This window comes from Streptomyces sp. T39 (assembly GCF_008042045.1).
Taxonomy (GTDB): domain Bacteria; phylum Actinomycetota; class Actinomycetes; order Streptomycetales; family Streptomycetaceae; genus Streptomyces.
Genome location: NZ_RDBP01000012.1, coordinates 1,470,286 through 1,494,285, shown reverse-complemented (window position 1 = coordinate 1,494,285; position 24,000 = coordinate 1,470,286). Strand labels below are relative to the sequence as shown.

The following is a 24,000-nucleotide window of genomic DNA, read 5'->3' as shown; positions in this document are numbered from 1 at the left end:
CCCACGGGGCCGCCGACCCCGCTCGCGGGGACACAGGCCACGGTCACCCGCGGGGTGCGGGTGACCGTGGCCTGTGTCCCCGCGAGCGGGGTCGGCGGCCCCGTGGGCGGACACCTGAACGGCGAGGTCCGGGACCTGCAGGGCCCCGGTTGCGACAGGGGGCACCGCAGGGGCAGGGCTGGTGGGGGCCTGGTCCGCCAAGGACGGGAGCGTGGGAGACGCGTCGGCGACGCCCCCTTCGGACCCCGAGTACGGGGCTCCGGTGGAGGCGACCCGCACCGCTACGACGGGGCTGGTGAGGGCCTCGCCCACCGAGGACGGGACCCCCAGGGCCTGGTCCTCGGAGGACGGGGCATGGGGAGACACCTCGACAACGACCTCCTCGACCACCGAGGACAGAGCCCCGCCGGAGGCAGCCCGCACCGCGGAGGCGGAACTCGTGAGGGCCTCGCCCGCCGAGGACGTGCCCAGGGGAGACACCTCGACAACGACCTCCTCGGCCACCGAGGACAGAGCCCCGCCGGAGGCAGCCCGCACCGCGGAGGCGGGGACGGTGGGCGGCATGCCGGTGGCGGGGACCGGAGCGTCGACCCGTGGGTCGGCGACAGGCCCGCTCGCGGCCGAGGCCGGGCCCGCAGGGGCCGGGTCCACGGACGGCGTCACGTCGGACGACGGGCCACCGGAGGACTGCGGGGACAGGGGGTCGGGGGACGCTGGGGCCACCGGTGAGGCCGGCGTGGCCCGGGTCGTGGGCGGCTGCGCCTGCGCGCGGCCGCCGGAAGCCCGCGGCGTCACCGGAGCAGCAGCGGCGCCAGCCCGCGGCGAGGGGCCGCGCGGCGCCGACACGTCGTGCGCTCTGCCGGAAGCGCGCTGGTGGGCTGTCATCCCGCCGCGTCCCCACCGTCCGTGGCGTCGCCCCGGACGCGGCCCGCCTGCGGAGCGGAGGGCGCGTCCGCGCCGTCCGACTCCTCGGCCCAGCGGGCCGCGAGGGCAACTGCCTTGCGGGCGGCGTCCGCCACGGCCTCGGGACCCCCTCCGGCCTGCGCCGCGGCGTACCCGACCAGGAAGGTGGTCAGCGGCGCCGCGGGGCGGGCGACGCCGTGGGCCGCGTCGCGCGCGAGGTCGAGGAGGGTGTGGGTGTCGACGTCCAGTTCGACGCCGAGTTCGGCCTTGACTGCGGTGATCCATTCATCCAGCACGTGCCCATGCTCCCTGATGCGCGCCCGGGCCGCGGATACGTCCTCCCAGGTGTCGCAGTCGAACGAGGCGAGGGAGTCGGTCCCGACCCGGGCAAGGTCCAGTTCCTGGGTCAGCAGTCGCAGCGGCAGCCCGCTGAGGCTGCCGTGTTCGGTGGCGAGGAGAGCGAGTTCACGTCGCAGCGGCTCGGACCGGTACGCGGCGACCAGCGGTTGGTCCCGCCCCTCGCCGTCCGTCAGGACGGCTCCTTCGCGTCCGCTGTCCGCGAGCGTGGCGAGCAACCGGTCGACCGTGGCGTGCGCCAGGAACGGCAGGTCCGCGGAGAGGACGACGACCGTCGGCGCCTCGCAGCGGCGCACACCGGCGTCGAGCGCCGCCGCCGGTCCGCCTCCCGGGGGGTCCTCCCGGGTCCACACGACGGGCCGGGCGGTGGTCCGGCGACCGCCGACGACGACGGTACGGCCGGCGCCGGTGCAGGCCGCGAGCACGCGGTCGAGAAGAGCGCGCCCGCCCACGCGCACGGAGGGCTTGTCGGCACCGCCGAGGCGCTTGGCGGCGCCACCGGCGAGCACGACGGCGTCGTACGCGGTGTCCACGGTCGCCTGTGCTGTCGTCACACCAGCAGTATGGGCCGCTCGCGGTGCGCGCCGGGAGCCCCGTCCCGCTCTGTGATCGTTCACCGCGGCTCCGGGCGTACCGTGATGCGCGGTGCGGCGGGAATCAGCCGCCGAGTCCCCGCCGGCGCGCGACGGTTGCCCCGGCGGCCCGCCGCCCGCCACGACGTCACCGGACCCGCCCGGGGCCTGCCGGCTCGTCCGCCACCACGCCACCTCAGCCGTCTGCCCGCCCGCGCTCGGCGCACGCCCGCCGTCCCGCACGCGGCGCCAGGGCACGGCGGCGTGGCCGCGCGGGACACGGCCCTGTGGCCGCGCAGCGCTCCCCGCGCCGGCCGCCGCCCCTCCGGGACTCCCGGCCGGGGAGCGGCCGGCCTCCGACCGTGCCCGCGGCTACAGCGTGCGCAGCAGAACCGACGGGTGCTCGACGCAGTCCGCCACGTACCGCAGGAAGCCTCCGGCCGTGCCGCCGTCGCAGACGCGGTGGTCGAAGGTGAGCGACAGCTGGACGACCTGGCGGACCGCCAGCTCGCCCTGGTGCACCCACGGCTTCGGCACGATGCGGCCGACACCCAGCATCGCCGCTTCCGGGTGGTTGATGATGGGCGTGGAACCGTCGACGCCGAACACGCCGTAGTTGTTCAGGGTGAACGTGCCGCCGGTCAGGTCGGCCGGTGTCAGCGCCCCCTGCCTGGCCGCATCCGTCAGCCGGGAGAACTCCTCCGTGAGCGACTCGGCGGACCGGGTGTGCGCGTCCTTCACCACCGGGACCACCAGGCCCCGTTCGGTCTGCGCGGCGAAGCCGAGATGCACCTCGGGCAGCCGTACGATCTCACGGGCCTCCATGTCGACCACGGAGTTGAGCTCGGGGTGGAGCCGGAGCGCCGACGTGCAGATGCGGGCGAGCAGGGCGAGGAGCGAGATCTTCGGTCCGCCTGCGGCGTTCATCGCGGCGCGGGCCGCCATCAGCTCCGTGGCGTCGGCGTCGACCCAGCAGGTGGCGTCGGGGATCTCGCGCCTGCTGCGCGAGAGCTTGTCGGCCACCGCCCCGCGCACGCCGCGCAGCGGCACCCGCTCGCCCCGGGCGGGCGCGCTCTGTGCGGCGGGGCGTGCGGGCGCCGCTTCCGGCACGGCCGGAGCCCTGAGGGCACGTTCGACGTCGGCCCGCAGGATCAGGCCGTCGGGACCCGACCCGGTGAGCCGGCGCAGGTCCAGGTCGTTCTCGCGGGCGAGCTTGCGCACCAGCGGGGAGATCACGGCCACCGGACCGTCCTGCGGGGCCGCCTCCGCGACCCCGGGCCCGCTCCGGACGGGGGCCTTCGCCGGCGGCGCGGTGGTGACGGCCGCCGGGGCGGCGACCGGCGCAGCCGTGGGACGGGCGCCCGCGACCGGCGTGGGCCGCAGGCGACGGCGACGGGCGGCAGGTGCCCCCGTGCCGTAGCCGACGAGCACGTTCCCCGAGGACTCGGAGGTCTCCGGGGACGGCCGCGCGGCGTCCGCCGCTCGCGCCGTGGGGGAGGGCGCGCCCGCCGAGGCGCCGCCGTCCGTGATCCCGGCCGGGTCCACGGCGCCCACGGCGACGGTCAGCAGCGGTGCGCCGACCGGCAGTTCCGTGCCCTCCTCGCCGAAGCGGGCGGTGACCACACCGCCGTAGGGGCAGGGCACCTCGACCATGGCCTTGGCCGTCTCCACCTCGACGACGGGCTGGTCGATGGCGACGACGTCGCCCACCGCGACGAGCCAGCGCACGATCTCGGCCTCGGTGAGCCCTTCACCGAGGTCCGGAAGCTTGAACTCCAACACCTGGGCCATCAGCTCTCCGCCTCCCACTGCAGCCGCGCGACCGCGTCCAGCACTCTGTCGACGCCCGGCAGATGGTGCTTCTCCAGCATGGGGGGCGGATACGGGATGTCGAAGCCCGCGACCCGCAGCACCGGTGCCTCCAGGTGGTGGAAGCAGCGCTCGGTGACCCGTGCCGCGATCTCGCCGCCGGGCCCGCCGAAACCGTTGGACTCGTGGACGACGACGGCCCGGCCGGTACGCCGCACCGAGGCGCAGACCGTCTCGTCGTCGAACGGCACGAGCGACCGGAGATCGACGACCTCCAGGTCCCAGCCCTCGGCCCGGGCGGCCTCGGCCGCCTCCATGCAGACGGGGACGGACGGGCCGTAGGTGATGAGGGTGGCGCTGCGGCCCGGACGGCGGACCACGGCACGGCCGATCGGTTCGACGGCGGTGGGCGCCTCCGGCGACCACGGGGCCTTGGACCAGTAGAGCCGCTTGGGCTCCAGGAAGACGACCGGGTCGTCCGAGGCGATGGCGGCCCGGAGCATCCCGTAGGCGTCCTCGACGGTGGCCGGGGTGACGACGTGGAGGCCGGGCGTCGCCATGTAGTAGGCCTCGGACGAGTCGCTGTGGTGCTCGACGCCGCCGATCCCGCCGCCGTACGGCACCCGGATGGTCAGGGGGAGGGCCATGCCGCCGCGAGTGCGGTTGCGCATCCGGGCGACGTGGCTGATCAACTGCTCGAACGCCGGGTAGGCGAAGGCGTCGAACTGCATCTCGACCACGGGCCGCAGCCCGTACATCGCCATGCCGACGGCCGTGCCGAGGATGCCCGCCTCGGCCAGCGGCGTGTCGGTGCAGCGGTCGTCGCCGAACTCCTTGGCCAGCCCGTCGGTGACCCGGAAGACGCCGCCGAGGGTGCCGACGTCCTCTCCCATGACGTGGACGGTCGGGTCCTCGGCCATCGCGTCGCGCATCGCGCGCTGGAGGGCCTGGGCCATGGTCACCGGCTTCGCAGCGGCCGTGGTCATCGTGCTTCTCCCTCGGCGTCGGCCGCGGCGTCCAGCTCGGCGGTCAGCTGGGCCGCCTGCTCACGCAGCTGGCCCGTCCGCTCGGCGTAGACGTGGGTGAACAGGTCCATCGGGTCCAGGACGGGCTCGGCGTTCATCTGGTCGCGCAGCTCGGCCGCCATCGTCTCGGCGGCGTCGGCGGCGGCCTTCCTGACCTGGTCGTCGAGCAGCCCGCGCCGGGTCAGCTCGCGCTCGATCAGCAGGATCGGGTCGTGTGCCCGCCAGGTCTCGACCTCGCTCGGACCGCGGTAGCGCGTGGCGTCGTCGGCGTTGGTGTGGGCGTCCATGCGGTAGGTGACGGCTTCGATCAGCGTGGGGCCGCCGCCGCGCCGGGCCCGCTCCACGGCCTCGGTCAGCACCTGGTGGACGGCAGCGGCGTCGTTGCCGTCGACGAGCCGGCCGGGCATCCCGTAGCCCACGGCCTTGTGGGCGAGGGAGGGGGCCGCGGTCTGCTTGGCGAGCGGCACGGAGATCGCGAAGCCGTTGTTCTGGACGAGGAAGACGGCGGGCGCCTGCCAGACGGCCGCGAAGTTCAGGGCCTCGTGGAAGTCGCCCTCACTGGTGCCGCCGTCGCCGACCATGGCGAGCGCCACCACGTCGTCGCCCTTGAGGCGGGCGGCGTGCGCCAGCCCGACGGCGTGCGGCAGCTGGGTGGCGAGCGGGGTGCACAGGGGCGCGATGCGGTGCTCGTGCGGGTCGTACCCGGTGTGCCAGTCGCCGCGCAGCAGCGTCAGGGCCTGCACCGGGTCGAGGCCGCGGGCGACGGCGGCGAGGGTGTCGCGGTAGCTGGGGAAGAGCCAGTCCCGCTCCTCGAGGGCCATCGCCGCGGCGACCTCGCAGGCCTCCTGGCCGGTGCTCGACGGGTAGACGGCAAGGCGGCCCTGCTTGGTCAGCGCGGTCGCCTGGGCGTTGTAGCGGCGGCCGCGTACGAGCTCCGCGTAGAGCCGCAGCAGCAGCTCCGGGTCGACGGCGGCGGCCGCCTCGGTGCCCAGGACGCGGTACGGCTCCGGGTCCGGGAGCAGGGGTCCGGGGTCCGTGCGCGGCTGCCAGGCCGGTGGCGGGGTGGGCCGGTAGGCCGCGGTGTCACCGGGCAGCTCCTGGACCGTCATGCTGCTCTTCCTCAACGGGAGCACCTCCTCGTGGGAGCGCCGACGAAACGAAGCCGAAGGCGACGACGAATGCTGAAGGGAGGCCCGGCCGGGTGTGGCGCGCCTCACCTACCGATTGTTCGGTCGTGGGCGCATTTTGGCTACAGGCACGGGCAGCCTGTGGACAAACGGTTCTCCACAGCTTCAGATGGAGACAGGTCGTCCACAAGGGGAAGGCGGGGGGACATGTCCACTGAACAAATGGCCGACGGAGGGGACCGTACGGATCCCACGCCCCCCGCGCGCCCCCTGGACGCCATCGACCGCGACATCCTGCGGATGCTCCAGACGGACGGCCGTGCCTCGATACGCTCCGTCGCCGAACGGGTCCATGTCTCGCGCGCCAACGCCTACGCGCGCATCAACCGGCTCATCGACGACGGTGTGATCCGCGGCTTCAGCGCCCGGGTCGACCACGAGCGCGCGGGCCAGGGGGCCTCCGCGTACATCACGCTCAAGATCGTCCAGAACTCGTGGCGCACCGTCCGGGAACAGCTCCAGGCGCTGCCCGGCGCGGCTCACATCGCGCTCGTCAGCGGTGACTTCGACGTCCTGCTGCTGGTGCACACGGCGGACAACCGGACTCTGCGGGAACTGGTCCTCACCCGCCTCCAGTCCATTCCGGAGGTGCTGTCCACACGGACGCTGCTGGTCTTCGAGGAGACGGACCTCGGCCCCGTGCCGGGGATCCCGGCTCCCGGCCTCGGCGGGGACCCGGACCGGCCGTCGGCCTAGCGCCGGGCCGGCGCCCGGACCGCTACGGCGTGCGCAGTCCGTCGAAGGCCATGCGGACGACCGCCTCGGCCACCTGCTCGCCGTCGTAACCGCCGCCCGGCTGCGGGCGGTACCACTCGACGAGCGAGTTGACCATGCCGAAGAGCAGCCTGGTCGCCAGCCGTGTGTCCACGTCGGCCCGCAGGTCGCCGTCGGCGGCGGCGGCCTTCAGCAGGTCGGCGACCCGCTGGTCGAACTCGCGCCGGCGCTCCATGGCCCAGCGCTCGGTCTTGGTGTTGCCCCGGACGCGCAGCAGCAGCGTCACATAGGGGAGTTCCGCCATCAGCACCTCGACGGTGCGGCGGGTGACGTACTCGACGCGCTCGACGGCCCGGCCCCGCCCTGCTCCGCTCTCGTCGAGGATCGCGAAGAGGGAGTCGAGGGCCCTGCTGACGGCCCGCCGCAGCAACTCCTCCTTGCCCGCGACGTGGTGGTAGATCGAGGACTTGGAGATGCCCGCCGCGCGGGACAGATGCTCCATGGAGGTGCCGTCGTAGCCGCGCTCGTTGAAGATCCGCACGGCGACGGTCAGCAGCGTCTCGGGGGTGTAGGTGTCCCGCCTGGCCGTGGTCACGACACGTCCCCGTCCGCGGTGTCCGCCGCGTACGACCACTGGTGCAGGCCGAGGCTGCGTGCGTAGCGCCCGGTGGGCACGGTCCGGTGGAGGTTGTCCAGCAGTTCCCAGGCCCAGTCGCGGCCCAGCTTCTCCTGCCACTCGACGGGACCCAGGGGGTAGTTGACCCCGAGCCGCATCGCCGTGTCGATGTCCTGCGCGGAGGCGACCCGCCGGGAGAGCGCGTCGAGCGCGAGGTCGCCCAGCATCGCGACCGTCCGCGCGACGATCATGCCGGGCACGTCGCCGATGACGGTGACCTTCTTGCCCAGGGCCTGGAACAGGCCCGTGGCCTGCGCGAGGGTGTCGTCCCCCACGGCGCCGGGGGCCGCGGAGAGCGCGACGCGTCCGGCGGTCCGGTAGTCGAGCGCGAGGTCGAAGTAGACGACGTCCCGGAACTCGCAGGCCATCTGCCCGTCGGCGAGCACCAGTTGTCCGCCGCTGGGCAGCACCAGCCGGGTGCCGCCGTCCTCGTCCTCCTGCCGCACGGTGATGCCGGCCTCGCGGATCATCCCGAGCAGCTCGGCGGCGGGGCCGAGGTCCCCCTCGGCGACGACGTACGCGGGGGCCTCCTGGGGCGCCGCGTCCACCGGCACGGGGCGACCGGCGCCCTCGGCGTAGGAGAACCAGCCGTGGCCCGACTTGCGGCCGAGCCGCCGGGACTCGACGAGGCGGCGCTGCGCGAGGGACGGCTGGAACTTCGGACTGTGGAAAAACGATTCCCACACGGAACGGGTCACCGCCTCGTTCACGTCCTGGCCGATCAGATCGGTGAGCTCGAAGGGGCCCATACGGAAGCCGCCGCACTCGCGCAGGACCGCGTCGATCGTCGCGGGGTCGATCCCGTGCTCCTCGTGGATGGCGAAGGCCTCGGCGTAGAAGGGCCTGGCTATCCGATTGACGATGAAGCCGGGCAGGTCGGCGCAGCGGACCGGGGTCTTGCCCCATGCGGCCGCCGTCGCCGCGGCACGCACGGCCGCCGCCTCGTCCGTCGCGTGGCCGCTGACGACCTCGACGAGGGGCAGCAGGGGCGCCGGGTTGAAGAAGTGGAGGCCCACGAAGCGGCCGGGGTTGCGCAGGGCTCCCGCGACGGCCGTGACGGAGAGCGAGGAGGTGTTGGTGGCGAGCAGGCAGTCGTCGCCGACGATCTTCTCCAGCTCGGCGAACAGCTCCTGCTTGACCGACAGCTGCTCCAGCACGGCCTCGACGACGAGCGCGGCGTCGGCCAGCTCGCCGGGATCGGACGCCGGGTGCAGCCGGGCGCGCGCGGCATCGCGGTCGGCGGGGGCCATCCGGCCCTTCTCCACCAGCCGGTCGAGACGGGCGCCGACGGCCTGCGCCGCTTCCTCGGCCCGCCCCGGGAGGGCGTCGAGGAGACGCACCGGGTGGCCTGCGGTGAGCGCGACCTGGGCGATGCCCTGGCCCATGGTGCCCGTGCCGACCACGGCGACGGTGCGGCTGCTGTCGATGGCGGTCATGGAGCGATCCTCCCCGATGCGTTGTCCACAGACGCGACAGGCCCCCTTGTACCGACCGATCGTTCGGTTACTCTAACTCTGTCATCACTCCCCTGCCCAGCTCGACGAGGAGTTGGTCCGTCATGCAGCTGACCGAGACCCACCGGCCCACGCTCGACCAGGCCCTCGAAGCGATCCGCACGCGCGCCTACTGGTCCCCCCACCCGGAGCACCCCAAGGCATACGGCGACACGGCGCCGGCGGACGGCCTCGCGGCCTTCGAGGCCCTCCGGAACACCCGCTTCGACCTGGATCAACCGGGCACGGACGGCTGGACGGGCGGCGAGGTGTCGCCCTACGGACCGGAACTCGGCATCGAGTACCCGCACGCCGACCTGGACGTGCTGCTCCCCGCCATGCGCGCGGGGACCGCGGCCTGGCGCGAGGCCGGCCCCGAGACCAGGGCCCTGGTCTGCATCGAGATCCTGGCCCGCATCAGCGCCCGCACCCACGAGTTCGCCCACGCCGTGATGCACACCAGCGGGCAGGCGTTCCTGATGGCGTTCCAGGCGGGCGGCCCGCACGCGCAGGACCGCGGCCTGGAGGCCGTGGCGTACGCGTACGCGGAGCAGACCCGGACCCCGGCCGCGGCCGACTGGTCCAAGCCCCAGGGCAAGCGCGACCCTCTGGAGCTGCGCAAGACGTTCACCACGGCGGGCCGCGGCATCGCCCTGGTGATCGGCTGCAACACCTTCCCCACGTGGAACGGCTACCCGGGCCTCTTCGCCTCGCTGGCCACGGGCAACCCCGTCCTGGTCAAGCCGCACCCGCGCGCCGTGCTCCCGCTGGCCCTCACCGTGAAGGTCGCGCGCGAGGTCCTGGCCGAGGCCGGCTTCGACCCGAATCTCGTGGCCCTGGCCGCCGAGCACCCCGGTGAGGGGATCGCCAGGACGCTGGCCGTCCGGCCCGAGATCAGGATCATCGACTACACGGGCTCCACCGCCTTCGGCGACTGGCTGGAGGCCAACGCCCGGCAGGCGCAGGTCTACACCGAGAAGGCCGGCGTCAACACGGTCGTCGTCGACTCCACCGACGACTACAAGGGCATGCTGTCCAACCTCGCCTTCTCGCTCTCCCTCTACAGCGGCCAGATGTGCACCACCCCGCAGAACGTCCTGGTCTCCCGGGACGGCATCTCCACCGACCAGGGACCGAGGACGTACGACGAGGTGGCCGCCGACCTGGCGGCCGCCGTGAGCGGACTGCTCGGCGACGACGCCCGGGCCAACGCCCTGCTCGGCGCCCTCGTCAATCCCGATGTCAAGGCCCGCCTGGAGGCGGCCTCCGGCCTCGGCGAGGTGGTGCTGGCGTCCCGCGAGGTGACCCACCCGGAGTTCCCCGACGCGACGGTCCGCACGCCGGTGATGGTCAAGCTCGACGGCGCACGCAAGCTGTGGGAGTCCCAGGAGTCCGAGCCTGCGTACCTCTCGGAGTGCTTCGGGCCGGTCTCCTTCGTCGTCGCCGTCGACTCGACCGACGACGCCCTGGAGCTGCTGCGCCGCACGATCCGCGACAAGGGCGCGATGACGGTCGGCGCGTACACCACCTCGCAGGAGACGGAGCGGGCGCTGGAGGAGGTCTGCCTCGACGAGTCGGCCCAGCTCTCGCTGAACCTCACGGGGGGCGTCTACGTCAACCAGACGGCGGCGTTCTCCGACTTCCACGGCTCCGGGGGCAACCCGGCGGCCAATGCGGCGCTGTGCGACGGGGCCTTCGTGTCCAACCGCTTCCGTGTGGTGGAGGTCCGGCGACAGGCCTGAGTCGTCACCGTCGGGAGGGGGCTGCGGGGCGACCCGGGCCCTGCTCCCGGCGGACGGGCCGGCCCGGGCCGCCGCGTGCGGTCGCCCCGGGCCCACCCGGGCCACCCGGGCTCCGCGGCCCGCTCAGGGCATCGGCACGTCGGCGTGCCGCTGCACCCAGGAGTGCATCGCGATGGCCGCCGCCGCTCCCGCGTTGATCGACCTGGTCGAACCGAACTGGGCGATCGAGCAGACCATCGTCGCGTGCGCGCGCGCCTCCTCGGTCAGCCCGGGCCCCTCCTGTCCGAACAGCAGCACACAGCGGCGGGGCAGCTCGGTCCGCTCCAGCGGCACGGCACCCGGCAGGTTGTCGATCCCGATGACGGGCAGGTCCTCCGCCGCCGCCCAGGCGGTCAGCGAGGCGGTGTCCGGATGGTGCCGCACATGCTGGTAGCGGTCGGTGACCATCGCACCGCGACGGTTCCAGCGCCTGCGGCCCACGATGTGGATCTCCCTCGCCAGGAAGGCGTTGGCCGTGCGCACCACGGACCCGATGTTGAAGTCGTGGCCCCAGTTCTCCACCGCCACGTGGAAGCCGTGCCGCCGGGTGTCGAGGTCGGCGACGATGGCCTCACGCGTCCAGTAGCGGTACTCGTCGACGACATTGCGGCGGTCGCCGGCTGCCAGCAGTTCGGGGTCGTACCGCTCGCCCTGCGGCCACGGCAGCGGGTGCGGGCCGACGCCGATCTCGGGGCCGTAGCCCTCGTCGTACTGCAGCGGTTCCTCGGTGGTGCTCACCCGACGAGCGTACGCGGCGGGCCGCCGTCGCCGGCCCCCAGGCGCTTCGCCCAGGGGGCCCGGCCGAGCAGCCGGTCGCGCGTCCGCACGGTCACCGCGCCCAGCCACACCAGGAAGACGGTCGGCAGGAAGACGGCGTCCGCCGCGATCATCGCGAGCGAGAAGAACGGCAGCCCGAGGATGACGGCGATGCCCGCGTGCTCCACGATCATGGCCACCAGCAGGACGTTCTTGACCTTCCGGTTGAACAGCGTGAACGGGAAGGCGACCTGGACGAACACGGTGGCGTAGGTCAGGACCATCACCATCAGGCCGCTCGCCGCGAGCAGGTCCGAGAGCGCCGGCCAGGGCGTGAAGTACTCCAGCTTGAGCGGGTAGTACAGCGCCGTGCCGTCCTGCCAGCGCGACCCCTGGATCTTGTACCAGCCGGCCGTCGCGTAGATCAGGCAGACCTCGGCCATGATCACCACCAGGGCGGCGTTGTGCACGAGGTTCGCCAGGCAGTCGAGCAGCACGTACGGCTGGCTCCCGTGCGCGTAACGGCTGACCAGCCACCACAGTCCCTGGATCACCCACAGGGTCCACAGCAGGGGGACGACGAACCTGTCCGTCACGTTGCTCAGAGTGCCGGCGAACAGCCCGATGCCGAGCAGGGCCCACAGCAGCGGCCCCGCCACGTCACCTGCCGGGCCGCCGGGAGCCCGGCGGGCCGCTCGGCGTGCGTCGAGGGACCAGACCCGGGCGCACCGGGTGAACACCAGGTAGATCGCCATCAGGTGCACGACGTTGTCGCCGCCGTCGCCGACGAGGATCGTCCGGTTCTGCAGCGACAGCACCCCGAACAGGAAGAGCGCCGACATGGCACGGGTGCGCCAGCCGATCAGCAGCAGCAGGCTCGACAGGACGGAGACGGCGTAGACCGCCTCGAACCACAGGGTGCTCTGGGACCAGAGCAGACCGGTGAAGGCGTCGCTGCCCGCGACCATCTGCCGGCCCATGTCCCAGCTGAACGGCCCCTCCGGACCGTACAGGCGGTGCCGGTTGGGCAGCTCGAAGAGCAGGAACACCAGCCAGGTCGCGGCGAACCCGATACGGACCACGGCGCTCTGGTACGGACCCAGCGCCGTCGCCGTGACGCGCTGGAGAGCCCGCGCGGCCCTGCCGCCGGCCGCGGTGCCGGCCGGCCGGGACGCGTCAGCGGCGGGCGGCAGGACGGGGCCCGGGCCTGCGGAACCGGCCCGTCCGGGCGGCTCGGGCACGGGAGAGGGGGGCGGCGCCGGTATCGGTCCCGGGGGCAGGGGGCTCGGGTTCATCGGAGCGCCTCCGTACGGCCGTTGCCGACGCCCTCGGGAAGGTCGGCGGGGGTGATCGTCCACCACTCCAGCACACGGTGCACGGGCCGGGTGTCGGTCTTCTCGGCACTCCACTCCGGTGCCTTGACCGAGCGGCTGGACGACCTGAGCTGGACGCGCTGGACCGGGCCGTCGAGGCCCTCGCCGTCCAGCCGCTGCATGGCGATCCGGCGCAGGTACTGCTCTGCCAGGCGGCCCCGGACCCCGCTCGGACGGTTGTCGGCGTCGTGGGATCCGAGGTAGAAGTCCCAGCCTCGGCGGAGCTGGTTCTGGTGCACATGGCTGGGGAAGAGGTTGCCGCGGATGGCCTCGGCGTCCTGCGCCGTCATGTCGATCCAGCCGGTGGTCCTGCGCTGCCCGTCGGCACCCAGGTACTCGGCCCGCACCTCAACGGCGACGTTCTGCTGGAGCGGGTTCGGGGCGAAGAGGCGCCAGTTCTGTTCGAACTCCGGGAAGACCCACCACCGGACCGCGTCGCCGTGGCTCCTGGTCACCGTGTTGGCGGGCGCCACGTGCAGGAAGACCATCGCGAGATGGACGCAGGCGAAGACCCCGACGAGGGCGAGACCGATCGCGGCGACCACCTGGTACGGCAGCGAGAGCGCGGCGATGCCGACGGTGGGATCGGACTCGCCGGCCTCCGCCCCCGTGCGTGAGGGTTCGGCGGATCCCGGGCTCACAGGCGCGGGCCCGGCGGTCGCCGGCCGGGCGGAGGCGGACTCGGCCGGCGCCGGGCCGGCGGGAACGGACTCGCCGGACTCCGGGGTCCGCGGGGGAGGCGGGCCGGAGCCCAGGCTGCCGACGCCTGTGCCGTCCTCGTGCTCGTAGGACCTCATCCCCGCCCCGATCCTCGTCGTCCTCGTCGTCCGCGCGGTCGCACAGCCGCCCCGTCACGCCGTACGCGTGGCGCGCGCCGCCCCCGTCGGTTATCCACAGGGTTGACACCCTAAGGGCCCTCGACTCACCATTGAAGCCAATGAACCGAACGATCGGTCGGTAGGGGAGTCCCGATGACGGCAGTGACTGCGGATGGGTACGAGGCGGCGTTCGACGCCGCGCTGGCCGCCGACGAGCGCATCGAGCCGCGCGACTGGATGCCCGACGCCTACCGGGCCACGCTCGTCCGCCAGATGGCCCAGCACGCGCACTCGGAGATCATCGGGATGCAGCCCGAGGCCAACTGGATCACGCGGGCGCCCTCCCTGCGCCGCAAGGCGATCCTCATGGCCAAGGTCCAGGACGAGGCAGGCCACGGCCTGTATCTGTACAGCGCCGCGGAGACCCTGGGCACCAGCCGCGACGAGCTGCTGGACAAGCTCCACACCGGGCGTCAGAAGTATTCGTCGATCTTCAACTACCCGACCCTGACCTGGGCCGACGTCGGCGCCATCGGCTGGCTCGTCGACGGGGCCGCCATCACCAACCAGGTCCCGCTCTGCCGCTGCAGCTACGGCCCTTACGCCCGCGCGATGGTCCGGATCTGCAAGGAGGAGTCCTTCCACCAGCGCCAGGGGTACGAGCTGCTCCTCGCCCTCTCGAAGGGCACACCCGAGCAGCACGCCATGGCGCAGGACGCGGTGGACCGCTGGTGGTGGCCCTCCCTCATGATGTTCGGCCCCCCGGACGACGCCTCCGCCCACTCGGCCCAGTCGATGGCCTGGAAGATCAAGCGCCATTCCAACGACGAGCTGCGCCAGCGCTTCGTCGACATCTGCGTCCCCCAGGCCGCATCGCTGGGCCTCATGCTCCCCGACCCCGACCTCCGGTGGAACGACGAGCGGGGCCACCACGACTTCGGAGCCATCGACTGGACGGAGTTCCAGGAGGTGCTCAAGGGCAACGGCCCCTGCAACGAGCAGCGCATCACCCAGCGCCGCCGGGCCCACGAAGAGGGCGCCTGGGTCCGTGAAGCAGCCGCCGCGTACGCGGAGAAGCACAGCACCGCACAGCACACCGAGTCCGTGGAGGCGACGGCATGAGCAGTTCGACCGAATGGCCGCTGTGGGAGGTCTTCGTGCGCTCGCGCCGCGGCCTGTCCCACACGCACGCCGGCAGCCTGCACGCCCCTGACGCCGAAATGGCCCTGCGGAACGCCCGGGACCTGTACACCCGCCGCAACGAGGGCGTCTCCCTGTGGGTGGTCCCGTCCACCTCGATCACCGCGTCCTCCCCCGACGAGAAGGACCCGTTCTTCGAGCCCTCGGCGGACAAGCCGTACCGGCACCCCACGTTCTACGAGATCCCGGAAGGGGTGCAGCACCTGTGACCACCACGACCACGCACCCCACGGCGAGCCCGGATCCCGCCTCCGCGCAGGACGCGGCGACGGCCCGTGCCGCCCTCGCGCTGGGCGACGACGCCCTGGTGCTCTCCCACCGACTGGGCGAGTGGGCCGGGCACGCCCCCGTCCTCGAGGAGGAGGTGGCCCTCGCCAACATCGCCCTCGACCTGCTGGGACAGGCCCGGATCCTGCTCTCCCTCGCCGGAGACGAGGACGAACTCGCCTACCTGCGCGAGGAGCGCGAGTTCCGCAATCTCCAGCTGGTCGAGCAGCCGAACGGCGACTTCGCCCACACCATCGCCCGCCAGCTCTACTTCTCCGTCCACCAGAGCCTGCTCTACAAGGAGCTCGCCGCCGGTGACGGCCCCTTCGCGGGCCTGGCCGCCAAGGCCGTCAAGGAGGTCGCCTACCACCGCGACCACGCGGAGCACTGGGTGGCCCGCCTCGGCGACGGCACCGCCGAGAGCCATGAGCGGATGCAGCGGGCCTGCGACGCGCTCTGGCGCTTCACCGGGGAGCTGTTCGCTCCCCTCGAAGGACTGGGCCTCGCCCCAGAGACCCTGGCGTCCATGGAGGCGAGGTGGCTGGAGCACGTCGGCGGCGTGCTGAAGCAGGCCACGCTGACGGTTCCCTCGGGGCCGCGCACGGGCGCCTGGGCCGCGGGCGCGGGCCGGCAGGGCCTGCACACCGAGTCGTTCGGCCGGATGCTGGCGGAGATGCAGCATCTGCACCGCAGCCACCCGGGGGCGTCATGGTGACGAGGACGCAGGACACGAGCGTGGAGGCCCGGCTGCGCAGCATCGCCGGCGCCGTGCCCGATCCGGAGCTGCCGGTGCTGACCCTCGAGGAGCTGGGCGTCATCCGGGAGGTGCGCCTGACCGGCCCCGACCAGGTCCGGGTCGAACTCACCCCGACGTACACGGGCTGCCCCGCCGTGGAGACGATGACCGCTGACATCGAGCGCGTGCTGCACGAGCACGGAGTGGCGGACGTCTCCGTGGTCAAGGTGCTCAGCCCGGCCTGGTCGACGGACGACATCACGGCAGAGGGCCGCCGCAAGCTCAGCGAGTTCGGCATAGCCCCGCCACGCTCCCACGCCTCGGACGGGCCGGTCCCCCTCTCCCTCTCGGTGCGCTGCCCGCACTGCGGCTCGACGGAGACCGAACTGCTCAGCCGGTTCTCCTCGACGGCGTGCAAGGCGCTGCGCCGCTGTGTCTCCTGCCGCGAACCCTTCGACCACTTCAAGGAGCTGTAGATGTTCCATCCGCTCCGGGTCGGCGCCGTCGAGCAGCTCACCGACGACTCGGTCGCCGTCACCTTCGACGTGCCGCCCGAACTGCACGAGACGTTCCGCCACACCCCGGGTCAGCACCTGGCCCTGCGCCGGATCGTGGGCGGCGCGGAGATCCGGCGTACGTACTCGATCTGCGCTCCTGCCGCTCCCGCAGGATCCCCTCCGGTCCTGCGGGTGGGCATCCGGCTCGTCGACGGCGGCGAGTTCTCGACGTACGCCCTCAAGGAACTCGCGGTCGGTGACGTCGTCGAGGTCATGGCGCCCATGGGCCGTTTCCTGATGCCGCCCCGCCCCGGGTACTTCGCCGCGGTCGTCGGCGGCAGCGGGATCACACCGGTGCTGTCCATGGCCGCGACCGTGCTCGCCACGGAGCCCCGGTCGAGGTTCTGCCTGATCCGCAGCGACCGCACCGCGGCCTCGACGATGTTCCTGGACGAGGTCGCCGACCTCAAGGACCGCTGGCCCGACCGGTTCCAGCTGGTCACGGCCCTCTCCCGCGAGGAGCAGCAGGCCGGTCTGCCGTCCGGCAGGCTGGACCGGGAGCGGCTGACGGCGCTGCTGCCCGCGCTGCTCTCGGTGGGCGAGGTCGACGGCTGGTTCCTCTGCGGGCCGTTCGGCCTCGTGCAGGGCGCAGAACAGGCCCTGCGCGGTCTCGGGGTCGACCGCGGCCGCATCCACCAGGAGATCTTCCACGTGGACGACGGTTCGGCCCCTTCGGCCGCCCGCGCCGCCGCTCCCGCCCATGCGTCGCTCACGGCCACCCTCGACGGCCGTTCCGGGTCCTGGCCCGTGCAGGAGGGGGAGTCGCTGCTGGAGACCGTGCTGCGCAGCCGGGCGGACGCGCCGTACGCCTGCAAGGGCGGCGTCTGCGGCACCTGCCGCGCGTTCCTGGTCTCCGGCGAGGTCCGCATGGACCGCAACTACGCGCTGGAACCGGAGGAGACGGAGGCGGGCTACGTGCTGGCGTGCCAGTCGCACCCGGCGACCGCGGAGGTCGAGCTGGACTTCGACCGCTGACGACGGCCCGACGCCCGGAACGGCCAAGGCCGTTCCGGGCCGGCCGTCCGGGACAGCCAAGGCCGTTCCGGGCCGGCCCCGCCGTTCCGGAGGGGCCGGAAAGTCCACAGGGTCCCGCGGAGTCAGAGGACTCCGCGGACTCCTGCTACTCCGCACTCCGCGGTGTCAGAGCACGAAGGCGGGGTCCCCGGTCTCGGCCACCATCGGGCGGCCCGCCCCCTCCCAGGCCAGCATTCCGCCGGTGATGTTCACGGCGTCGATGCCCTGCTGCACCAGGTACTGGGTGACCTGTGCCGACCGGCCGCCGACGCGGCACATGACATAGGCCCGCCGACCGTCGGCCACGGCCTCCGTCACCTCGCCGAAGCGCGCGACGAAGTCGCTCATCGGGACGTGCAGTGCGCCGTCGACATGGCCGGCCGCCCACTCGTCGGCTTCCCTGACGTCCACGACCAGACCGTCGGCCGGTACCGCGGCGGCGTCCACGGCGGGCAGCGGGGCGAAGTTCATGGGGTGATGCCTTCTCTCGTACGTACCTGGTCCTGTGGCTGAACGTGTGCCTGTCGAACGTGTGCTTGTCGTCGGACGGCGGCGGCCCGGCCGCTCCGCAGGGGCGCCCGGACGGCCCGACGAACCTACTGCACCAGACCGGCGAGTTCCTTCTCCCGCTCGGCGACCTGGGCCAGCAGCTGTTCGGCGATCTCGTCGAGCAGTCCGTCCGGATCATCGGGCGCCATCCGCAGCATGGCGCCGATGGCACTGTCCTCCAGCTCCCTGGCGACGGCGGTCAGCAGCTCCTTGCGCTGCGACAGCCACTCGAGACGGGCATAGAGCTCGTCGCTCTCGCTCAGCTCGGGCTGGGGCGGGACCGGACCGGCCTCCCACTCCTCGGCCAGCTCCCGCAGCTTCGCCGCGTCACCGAGCCCGTAGGCGGCATTCACCCGGGCGATGAACTCGTCCCGGCGTGCCCGCTCGCCCTCGTCCTGCGCCAGGTCCGGATGCGCCTTGCGGGCCAGCTCCCGGTAGAGCCGGCGCGCCTCGTCACTCGGCCGCACCCGCTTCGGCCCGCGTACGGGCTGATCGGTGAGCATGGCCGCCGCCTCGGGCGAGAGGCCGTCGCTGTCCATCCAGTCGTGGAAGAGCTCGTCGACGCCCGGCATGGGCATCACCAGCGCCCGCGCCTCCTGCGCCCTGCGCAGATCCTCCGGGTCCCCGCTGTGGGCCGCGCGCGCCTCGGCGATACGGGCGTCCAGCTCGTCCAGGCGCGTGTACATGGGCCCGAGCTTCTGATGGTGCAGGCGGGAGAAGTTCTCCACCTCCACCCGGAACGTCTCGAGCGCGATCTCGAACTCGATCAGCGCCTGCTCGGCGACGCGCACCGCCCGCGCCAGACGGGCCTCCGGCCGCTGCGACGCGTCCCCGGGTGACTCCCGCGGTACGTCGTGCTCGGCGTCCTGCCGCGCGTCGCGCTCTTCGTCGTTCCGGGTGCTGGGCCCCCCGGCGGCTTCCTCGGTCACCCGTCCAGCCTACGGGCGCACCCCGGTCCCCTGTCACACTCCCAGTTCAGCGGCGATGCGGCCGTTCTTCACCGCGGCCAGCAGATCCGCGTGGTCGGCCTCCGTGCGGTCGGCGTAGGTGACCGCGAAGGAGGCGACGGCCTCGTCGAGCTCCTCGTTCTTGCCGCAGTACCCGGCGAGCAGCCTCGGGTCGGCGCTGTGCGCGTGCGCCCGGGCCAGCAGAGCGCCCGTCATCCGCCCGTAGTCGTCGAGCTGGTCAGGGGTGAGGGCGGCCGCGTCCACGCTGCCCTTGCGGTTCCTGAACTGGCGGACCTGGAAGGGCCGGCCCTCCACCGTCGTCCAGCCGAGCAGGATGTCGCTCACCACCTGCATCCGCTTCTGTCCCATGACCACCCGCCGGCCCTCATGGCCCGCCGGCTGGACGGGGAAGCCCGCGGCACGCAGATGAGGCTCCAGAGCCGAAGGACGGGCCTCCTTCACCTGGAGGATCAGCGCGTCTCCCCGGTGGTCGAGCAGCAGCACGACGTACGACCGGGTGCCCACGCTGCCCGTGCCCACCACACGGAAGGCCACGTCATGGATGGCGTACCGGGCGAGCAGCGGGAGGCGGTCCTCCGACACGGTGGTCAGATAGGGCCCGAGCGCGGAGGCGACCGCCGCGGCCTCGGCGTCCGGCACCCGCCGGAGCACGGGCGGAGCGTCCACGAAGCGGCATTCGGCGGTGCCGTCCTCCGCCGTCACGCTCTCCGTGGACTTGGCCGCGAACCGGGCGCTGGTGTTCCTGCGGGCCTTGGCGGAGACCCGCTCCAGGGTGCCGAGCAGATCGCGGGCGTCGGTGTGCGACACCAGTTCCTCGTCGGCGATCGCGTTCCATGCCTCCAGGGCGGGAAGCTTCGCCAGCAACCGCATGGTGCGGCGGTAGGCGCCGACGGTGTCGAAAGCGGCCGCCCGGCAGATGTCCTCGTCCGCCCCCGCGACCCGCCCGGCGAGCACCAGCGAGACCGCGAGACGCTTGAGGTCCCACTCCCACGGCCCGACGACCGTCTCGTCGAAGTCGTTCAGGTCGATCACCAGGCCGCCGCGGACGTCCCCGTAGAGACCGAAGTTCGCCGCATGGGCGTCGCCGCAGAGCTGAGCGGCGATCCCCGTGACCGGCGTGCCCACCAGATCGTGCGCCATGAGGCCGGCGGAACCCCGCAGGAACGCGAACGGCGAGGCGGTCATCCGCCCCACACGGATCGGGGTGAGCTCGGGGACGCGGCCGCGGCTGGACTCCTCCACCGCCCGCACGGCGTCGGGGCGGTCCTCCGTGAGCACGAGGGAATCGTGGCCGGACCGGGGGATCCGGTCCCTGATCGCCTTGCCGATCTCCTTGGGGGACCGGAGCGGCCCGTCGGCGTCCTGCCGCCCGGCACTCGCACGGGAGGCGAAGCCGGGCACCTCGGGGATGCGTCCGGTGCCCGTGGCGGTCCCCGTGACCGGTCGCTGCGCCGGCATCCGTATCTCGGCGTCGTTCATGCCGCTGCCTCCCCCGGGGCGTCCGTACGCCCTGAATTTCACGTACCCCGACCGTACCGCCGGGCCGTGACCGGCGTCTCCCCCGGTGAACCTCCGGCGGCCACCGGAAACCGCCCGGGATCTCCGCGATGTTCCACGTGAAACATCGCACTCCTGCCGGACGCCGCCGCACCGTCGGACCCCGAGCCCCGCCGGGCCGTCGTCGGAGTCGGAGAACACAGCACAACGAGAAACGGGCCCCCACCGGGACTTTCGTCCGGTGGAGACCCGTCTCCTCTGTGCGCGAGGGGGGAGTTGAACCCCCACGCCCTTTCGGGCACTGGAACCTGAATCCAGCGCGTCTGCCTATTCCGCCACCCGCGCATTGGGTGTTGTCTCCGGGTGCCCCACCTGTTCGGTGCGACCCCCTGGCGACATGCAGAAGATTAGCACGCTGCCGAGGGTGGATTCACATCCGTTGTTTCGGACCCCGCCCGAGCGAACAGGGAAGAGGACGGGCGGCGCGGAACGGGACGAGGGGGAGCATCGGCAGGGGGCGGGCGGCACGGAACGAAGAGCACTCTCCCCCACTCCTCCTGTATGCCTCCCGGGTGCGGGACACTGTTCTGAGGCCGCCTCTACGATCCGTGTGAGGGGTGACACTCATCGACGGGGCAGACAAGGGGAACCAGCCGATTTCCCGACGCGTGGATACGATCAGTAAGCAGTACCAGGACGACAACGACGGAGGAGGTGCCCCATGGGAGTCCTGAAGCGTTTCGAACAGCGTCTCGAAGGCCTGGTCAACGGCACCTTCGCCAAGGTGTTCAAGTCCGAGGTCCAGCCTGTCGAGATCGCGGGCGCCCTCCAGCGCGAGTGCGACAACAACGCGACGATCTGGAACCGCGACCGGACGGTCGTCCCCAACGACTTCATCGTGGAGCTCAGCGCGCCCGACTTCGAGCGCCTGAGCCCCTACTCGGGCCAGCTCGGCGACGAGCTGTCGGGCCTGGTCCGCGACTACGCCAAGCAGCAGCGCTACACCTTCATGGGCCCGATCAAGGTCCACCTGGAGAAGGCCGACGACCTCGACACCGGTCTGTACCGGGTGCGCAGCCGCACCCTGGCGTCGAGTACGTCACAGTCGTCCGGCGGGCCCGCGCCCGCCCAGGGCGGCGCACCGCGCGGCGGCTACGGCTACCCTCCAGCGGGTCCTCCCGCGGGAGCACCGCCGATGCCGGCGGCTCCGCCGCCCGGCATGCCCGGCGGCCGTCCCGGCCCCGCGGCCGGCCAGCGCGCACCGGGCCCCGCCGGCCCGGGCGGGCCGGCGAACGCGGCAGTACGACGCTGGATCGAGATCAACGGCACACGCCATCAGATCTCCCGCCCGACGCTGGTGCTGGGACGCAGCACCGACGCCGATGTGCGGATCGACGACCCCGGCGTATCGCGCCGGCACTGTGAGATCCGGACCGGAACGCCCTCGACGATCCAGGATCTCGGGTCTACCAACGGCATCGTGGTAGACGGGCAGCACACCACCCGCGCTACGCTCCGCGACGGCTCGCGGATCGTCGTGGGCAGCACCACCATCGTTTACCGGCAAGCCGAAGGGTGAAGCGGGGGCAATGTCAGAGCTGACCCTGACGGTCATGCGGCTGGGTTTCCTGGCCGTTCTGTGGCTGTTCGTCATCGTGGCCGTCCAGGTCATCCGCAGCGACCTGTTCGGTACGCGCGTCACGCAGCGCGGTTCACGCCGCACCGCCGACGCACGGCCGCAGCAGGCGCGCCAGCCCGCCGCGCCGCCGCAGCAGCGGCAGCAGGCCGGCGGCCGCCAGCGCCGGGGGGCGCCGACCAAGCTGGTCGTGTCCGAGGGCACCCTGACGGGCACCACCGTCGCCCTCCAAGGGCAGACGATCACCCTGGGACGGGCGCACGATTCGACCATCGTGCTGGACGACGACTACGCGTCCAGCAGGCATGCCAGGATCTACCCCGATCGAGACGGCCAGTGGATCGTCGAGGATCTCGGGTCCACCAACGGCACGTATCTCGACCGGACCCGGCTCACCACGCCGACCCCGATTCCGCTGGGCGCGCCGATTCGCATCGGCAAGACCGTCATCGAGCTGCGGAAGTAGTACGACAATGAGCGAGCGGAGCGAGCGAGCCGCCGTGGTCGCCACCGGCGACCGGCACGGGCTCCCGACCGGAGGGTGGGCAGTGTGGCTCGAGACCGGCTGGCGCGACAGTCGAGCGGCGAGCCGACGGGTGAGGTGCGCATGAGTCTTTCTCTGCGTTTCGCCGCCGGATCGCACAAGGGCATGATCCGTGAGGGCAACGAGGACTCCGGCTACGCCGGCCCCCGGCTGCTGGCCATCGCCGACGGCATGGGCGGCCAGGCGGCCGGCGAGGTCGCCTCGTCCGAGGTCATCTCCACGCTCGTCACCCTCGACGACGACGTGCCCGGCTCCGACATCCTGACCTCGCTCGGCAGCGCCGTGCAGCGGGCCAACGACCAGCTCCGGATGATGGTCGAGGAGGACCCGCAGCTCGAGGGCATGGGCACCACGCTGACCGCCCTGCTGTGGACCGGCCAGCGCCTCGGCCTCGTGCACGTCGGCGACTCCCGCGCGTACCTCCTCCGGGACGGGGTGCTCACGCAGATCACCCAGGACCACACCTGGGTGCAGCGGCTCGTCGACGAGGGCCGCATCACCGAGGAGGAGGCGACCACTCATCCGCAGCGCTCCCTGCTGATGCGCGCGCTGGGCAGCGGCGACCATGTCGAGCCCGATCTCTCGATCCGTGAGGTCAGGGCGGGCGACCGCTATCTGATCTGCTCCGACGGTCTCTCCGGCGTGGTCTCCCACCAGACGATGGAGGACACCCTCGCGAGCTACCAGGGCCCGCAGGAGACGGTTCAGGACCTGATCCAGCTCGCCCTGCGCGGCGGCGGTCCCGACAACATCACCTGCATCGTCGCGGACGTCCTCGACGTCGACGGCGGTGACACCCTGGCCGGTCAGCTCAGCGACATCCCGGTCGTCGTCGGCGCGGTCGCCGAGAACCAGCTCCAGCTCAACGACGGCGGTGCGATGCAGACCCCGGCCGGGCGCGCGGCCGGTCTCGGGCGCCCGTCCGCCCCGACCGCTCCGGGCGGCAGCTTCGGCCCTCCCGGGTCGGGCGACGGCTACGGCGGGATGCCTCCCGAGGGCTCCTTCGGGGCCTACACCGACGACGACTTCGCCAAGCGCGGCGGCCGCAAGTGGCTGAAGCGGTCGTTCTTCATCGTGCTCGCGCTCGCCGTGGTCGGCGGCGGTCTGTACAGCGGGTACCGCTGGACGCAGACCCAGTACTACGTGGGCTCCAAGGACGAGCACGTCGCGCTCTACCAGGGCATCAGCCAGGACCTCGCGTGGGTCTCGCTCTCGAACGTCCAGAAGGACCACCCCGAGATCGAACTCAAGTACCTACCGCCCTACCAGCGCAAGCAGGTGGAGGCGACGATCACGCAGGACAGCCTCGACCGGGCCCGCGCCAAGATCGAGGAGCTCGCCCTGCAGGCGACCGCCTGCAAGAAGGACGAGCAGCGCCGCGAGGCGGCGGACAGCGCCAGCACCCCGCCTCCCGCCGAAGGCGAGGGCGAGACCGGCGGCACGCCGACGACCCAGGGCAACAAGACCAAGCCGAACGCAGCCTCTCCCTCTCCGGGTCCCACCCTCTCGGAGGAGGAGCAGAGGCTGGCCTCCAACTGCGGCAAGCAGTAGTGGGCCGTAGGGGGCCT

General features: G+C 72.7%; 22 protein-coding genes and 1 tRNA gene. 10 read left to right on the top strand and 13 right to left on the bottom strand.

Features of this window, described 5'->3' with window-relative positions; genetic code table 11:
* Positions 1 to 881: 881 nt before the first annotated feature.
* From EAO77_RS07710 to pdhA, 4 genes are all read right to left on the bottom strand, one after another.
* Positions 882 to 1,814, bottom strand: coding sequence for a molybdenum cofactor guanylyltransferase (locus tag EAO77_RS07710; protein ID WP_261993834.1), 933 nt, complete (start codon positions 1,812 to 1,814; stop codon positions 882 to 884).
* Positions 1,815 to 2,204: 390 nt separating this feature from the next.
* Complete coding sequence (locus EAO77_RS07705; protein WP_147987298.1) at positions 2,205 to 3,623, bottom strand: dihydrolipoamide acetyltransferase family protein; 1,419 nt, start codon at positions 3,621 to 3,623, stop codon at positions 2,205 to 2,207.
* The gene (locus tag EAO77_RS07700) at positions 3,623 to 4,627 is read right to left on the bottom strand and encodes an alpha-ketoacid dehydrogenase subunit beta (RefSeq protein ID WP_147987297.1); all 1,005 of its coding nucleotides are present in this window, start codon (positions 4,625 to 4,627) and stop codon (positions 3,623 to 3,625) included. The genes EAO77_RS07705 and EAO77_RS07700 overlap by 1 nt, the downstream gene beginning before the upstream one ends.
* Entirely contained in the window at positions 4,624 to 5,775 is a 1,152-nt protein-coding gene (gene pdhA / locus EAO77_RS07695) for a pyruvate dehydrogenase (acetyl-transferring) E1 component subunit alpha (RefSeq protein ID WP_147987296.1), read from the bottom strand. The genes EAO77_RS07700 and pdhA overlap by 4 nt, the downstream gene beginning before the upstream one ends.
* A gap of 225 nt (positions 5,776 to 6,000) precedes the next feature.
* On the opposite strand from pdhA, the gene EAO77_RS07690 reads away from it, so the two are divergent.
* Positions 6,001 to 6,549 (top strand): Lrp/AsnC family transcriptional regulator, encoded by a 549-nt coding sequence (locus tag EAO77_RS07690; RefSeq protein WP_410088322.1) that lies wholly within the window; start codon positions 6,001 to 6,003, stop codon positions 6,547 to 6,549.
* A 22-nt stretch (positions 6,550 to 6,571) separates the two neighbouring features.
* Here the strand turns inward: EAO77_RS07690 and EAO77_RS07685 are convergent, their stop codons facing one another.
* Positions 6,572 to 7,162 carry a TetR/AcrR family transcriptional regulator gene (locus EAO77_RS07685; protein ID WP_147987295.1) on the bottom strand — a complete coding sequence of 197 codons (591 nt, stop codon included), beginning with the start codon at positions 7,160 to 7,162 and terminating at the stop codon, positions 6,572 to 6,574.
* Positions 7,159 to 8,679: a 3-hydroxyacyl-CoA dehydrogenase gene (locus EAO77_RS07680; protein WP_147987294.1), complete on the bottom strand. Its 1,521-nt coding sequence runs from the start codon at positions 8,677 to 8,679 to the stop codon at positions 7,159 to 7,161. Before EAO77_RS07680 ends, EAO77_RS07685 begins: the two co-directional genes overlap by 4 nt.
* A 122-nt stretch (positions 8,680 to 8,801) precedes the next feature.
* Between EAO77_RS07680 and paaN the strand changes: the two genes are divergently transcribed.
* On the top strand, positions 8,802 to 10,478 hold the full coding sequence (gene paaN, locus EAO77_RS07675; RefSeq protein WP_147987293.1) for a phenylacetic acid degradation protein PaaN: 1,677 nt from the start codon (positions 8,802 to 8,804) through the stop codon (positions 10,476 to 10,478).
* A gap of 123 nt (positions 10,479 to 10,601) precedes the next feature.
* Here the strand turns inward: paaN and EAO77_RS07670 are convergent, their stop codons facing one another.
* The 3 genes from EAO77_RS07670 to EAO77_RS07660 are packed head-to-tail and all read right to left on the bottom strand — an operon-like array spanning position 10,602 to position 13,443.
* Positions 10,602 to 11,255, bottom strand: coding sequence for a TrmH family RNA methyltransferase (locus EAO77_RS07670; RefSeq protein WP_147987292.1), 654 nt, complete (start codon positions 11,253 to 11,255; stop codon positions 10,602 to 10,604).
* Positions 11,252 to 12,568 (bottom strand): HTTM domain-containing protein, encoded by a 1,317-nt coding sequence (locus EAO77_RS07665; protein WP_261993833.1) that lies wholly within the window; start codon positions 12,566 to 12,568, stop codon positions 11,252 to 11,254. Before EAO77_RS07665 ends, EAO77_RS07670 begins: the two co-directional genes overlap by 4 nt.
* Positions 12,565 to 13,443 carry a DUF5819 family protein gene (locus EAO77_RS07660; protein ID WP_147987291.1) on the bottom strand — a complete coding sequence of 293 codons (879 nt, stop codon included), beginning with the start codon at positions 13,441 to 13,443 and terminating at the stop codon, positions 12,565 to 12,567. The genes EAO77_RS07665 and EAO77_RS07660 overlap by 4 nt, the downstream gene beginning before the upstream one ends.
* A 174-nt stretch (positions 13,444 to 13,617) precedes the next feature.
* Here EAO77_RS07660 and paaA point away from each other — a divergent pair, with 174 nt between their 5' ends.
* Genes paaA through EAO77_RS07635 form a run of 5 tightly spaced genes read left to right on the top strand, consistent with a single transcriptional unit; the run spans position 13,618 to position 17,199 of the window.
* Positions 13,618 to 14,586: a 1,2-phenylacetyl-CoA epoxidase subunit PaaA gene (gene paaA, locus EAO77_RS07655; protein ID WP_147987290.1), complete on the top strand. Its 969-nt coding sequence runs from the start codon at positions 13,618 to 13,620 to the stop codon at positions 14,584 to 14,586.
* Positions 14,583 to 14,873 carry a 1,2-phenylacetyl-CoA epoxidase subunit PaaB gene (paaB, locus tag EAO77_RS07650; RefSeq protein ID WP_147987289.1) on the top strand — a complete coding sequence of 97 codons (291 nt, stop codon included), beginning with the start codon at positions 14,583 to 14,585 and terminating at the stop codon, positions 14,871 to 14,873. Before paaA ends, paaB begins: the two co-directional genes overlap by 4 nt.
* On the top strand, positions 14,870 to 15,646 hold the full coding sequence (paaC, locus tag EAO77_RS07645; RefSeq protein ID WP_147987288.1) for a 1,2-phenylacetyl-CoA epoxidase subunit PaaC: 777 nt from the start codon (positions 14,870 to 14,872) through the stop codon (positions 15,644 to 15,646). Before paaB ends, paaC begins: the two co-directional genes overlap by 4 nt.
* Positions 15,640 to 16,143 carry a 1,2-phenylacetyl-CoA epoxidase subunit PaaD gene (gene paaD / locus EAO77_RS07640; RefSeq protein WP_147987287.1) on the top strand — a complete coding sequence of 168 codons (504 nt, stop codon included), beginning with the start codon at positions 15,640 to 15,642 and terminating at the stop codon, positions 16,141 to 16,143. The genes paaC and paaD overlap by 7 nt, the downstream gene beginning before the upstream one ends.
* Positions 16,144 to 17,199, top strand: coding sequence for a 2Fe-2S iron-sulfur cluster-binding protein (locus EAO77_RS07635; protein WP_147987286.1), 1,056 nt, complete (start codon positions 16,144 to 16,146; stop codon positions 17,197 to 17,199).
* Between the two features lie 165 nt (positions 17,200 to 17,364).
* Here EAO77_RS07635 and EAO77_RS07630 read toward each other — a convergent pair whose 3' ends face one another.
* The 4 genes from EAO77_RS07630 to EAO77_RS07615 all read right to left on the bottom strand — a co-directional run bounded on the left by EAO77_RS07630 (position 17,365) and on the right by EAO77_RS07615 (position 20,597).
* Positions 17,365 to 17,709, bottom strand: a complete 345-nt coding sequence (locus tag EAO77_RS07630) for a rhodanese-like domain-containing protein (RefSeq protein WP_147987285.1) — start codon at positions 17,707 to 17,709, stop codon at positions 17,365 to 17,367.
* A 125-nt stretch (positions 17,710 to 17,834) separates the two neighbouring features.
* The gene (locus EAO77_RS07625) at positions 17,835 to 18,716 is read right to left on the bottom strand and encodes a hypothetical protein (RefSeq protein ID WP_147987284.1); all 882 of its coding nucleotides are present in this window, start codon (positions 18,714 to 18,716) and stop codon (positions 17,835 to 17,837) included.
* 33 nt (positions 18,717 to 18,749) lie between these two features.
* Positions 18,750 to 20,213 (bottom strand): DUF2252 domain-containing protein, encoded by a 1,464-nt coding sequence (locus EAO77_RS07620; protein ID WP_410088523.1) that lies wholly within the window; start codon positions 20,211 to 20,213, stop codon positions 18,750 to 18,752.
* 300 nt (positions 20,214 to 20,513) lie between these two features.
* Positions 20,514 to 20,597, bottom strand: a tRNA-Leu gene (locus tag EAO77_RS07615).
* A gap of 376 nt (positions 20,598 to 20,973) precedes the next feature.
* On the opposite strand from EAO77_RS07615, the gene EAO77_RS07610 reads away from it, so the two are divergent.
* The 3 genes from EAO77_RS07610 to EAO77_RS07600 all read left to right on the top strand — a co-directional run bounded on the left by EAO77_RS07610 (position 20,974) and on the right by EAO77_RS07600 (position 23,983).
* The gene (locus EAO77_RS07610) at positions 20,974 to 21,831 is read left to right on the top strand and encodes an FhaA domain-containing protein (protein ID WP_147987282.1); all 858 of its coding nucleotides are present in this window, start codon (positions 20,974 to 20,976) and stop codon (positions 21,829 to 21,831) included.
* Positions 21,832 to 21,841: 10 nt separating this feature from the next.
* Positions 21,842 to 22,354, top strand: a complete 513-nt coding sequence (locus EAO77_RS07605) for an FHA domain-containing protein (protein WP_147987281.1) — start codon at positions 21,842 to 21,844, stop codon at positions 22,352 to 22,354.
* 141 nt (positions 22,355 to 22,495) lie between these two features.
* Positions 22,496 to 23,983, top strand: a complete 1,488-nt coding sequence (locus EAO77_RS07600; RefSeq protein ID WP_147987280.1) for a Stp1/IreP family PP2C-type Ser/Thr phosphatase — start codon at positions 22,496 to 22,498, stop codon at positions 23,981 to 23,983.
* The last annotated feature ends 17 nt before the right edge of the window (positions 23,984 to 24,000 follow it).

What these genes read in the sequence shown, in the direction of transcription:
- EAO77_RS07705 (WP_147987298.1), bottom strand. Translation starts at nt 3,623, where the DNA reads ATGGCCCAGGTGTTGGAGTTCAAGCTTCCGGACCTCGGTGAAGGGCTC.
- EAO77_RS07700 (WP_147987297.1), bottom strand. Translation starts at nt 4,627, where the DNA reads ATGACCACGGCCGCTGCGAAGCCGGTGACCATGGCCCAGGCCCTCCAG.
- pdhA (WP_147987296.1), bottom strand. Translation starts at nt 5,775, where the DNA reads ATGACGGTCCAGGAGCTGCCCGGTGACACCGCGGCCTACCGGCCCACC.
- EAO77_RS07690 (WP_410088322.1), top strand. Translation starts at nt 6,001, where the DNA reads ATGTCCACTGAACAAATGGCCGACGGAGGGGACCGTACGGATCCCACG.
- EAO77_RS07680 (WP_147987294.1), bottom strand. Translation starts at nt 8,679, where the DNA reads ATGACCGCCATCGACAGCAGCCGCACCGTCGCCGTGGTCGGCACGGGC.
- paaN (WP_147987293.1), top strand. Translation starts at nt 8,802, where the DNA reads ATGCAGCTGACCGAGACCCACCGGCCCACGCTCGACCAGGCCCTCGAA.
- EAO77_RS07665 (WP_261993833.1), bottom strand. Translation starts at nt 12,568, where the DNA reads ATGAACCCGAGCCCCCTGCCCCCGGGACCGATACCGGCGCCGCCCCCC.
- EAO77_RS07660 (WP_147987291.1), bottom strand. Translation starts at nt 13,443, where the DNA reads ATGAGGTCCTACGAGCACGAGGACGGCACAGGCGTCGGCAGCCTGGGC.
- paaA (WP_147987290.1), top strand. Translation starts at nt 13,618, where the DNA reads ATGACGGCAGTGACTGCGGATGGGTACGAGGCGGCGTTCGACGCCGCG.
- paaB (WP_147987289.1), top strand. Translation starts at nt 14,583, where the DNA reads ATGAGCAGTTCGACCGAATGGCCGCTGTGGGAGGTCTTCGTGCGCTCG.
- paaD (WP_147987287.1), top strand. Translation starts at nt 15,640, where the DNA reads ATGGTGACGAGGACGCAGGACACGAGCGTGGAGGCCCGGCTGCGCAGC.
- EAO77_RS07635 (WP_147987286.1), top strand. Translation starts at nt 16,144, where the DNA reads ATGTTCCATCCGCTCCGGGTCGGCGCCGTCGAGCAGCTCACCGACGAC.
- EAO77_RS07630 (WP_147987285.1), bottom strand. Translation starts at nt 17,709, where the DNA reads ATGAACTTCGCCCCGCTGCCCGCCGTGGACGCCGCCGCGGTACCGGCC.
- EAO77_RS07620 (WP_410088523.1), bottom strand. Translation starts at nt 20,213, where the DNA reads ATGCCGGCGCAGCGACCGGTCACGGGGACCGCCACGGGCACCGGACGC.
- EAO77_RS07610 (WP_147987282.1), top strand. Translation starts at nt 20,974, where the DNA reads ATGGGAGTCCTGAAGCGTTTCGAACAGCGTCTCGAAGGCCTGGTCAAC.
- EAO77_RS07605 (WP_147987281.1), top strand. Translation starts at nt 21,842, where the DNA reads ATGTCAGAGCTGACCCTGACGGTCATGCGGCTGGGTTTCCTGGCCGTT.
- EAO77_RS07600 (WP_147987280.1), top strand. Translation starts at nt 22,496, where the DNA reads ATGAGTCTTTCTCTGCGTTTCGCCGCCGGATCGCACAAGGGCATGATC.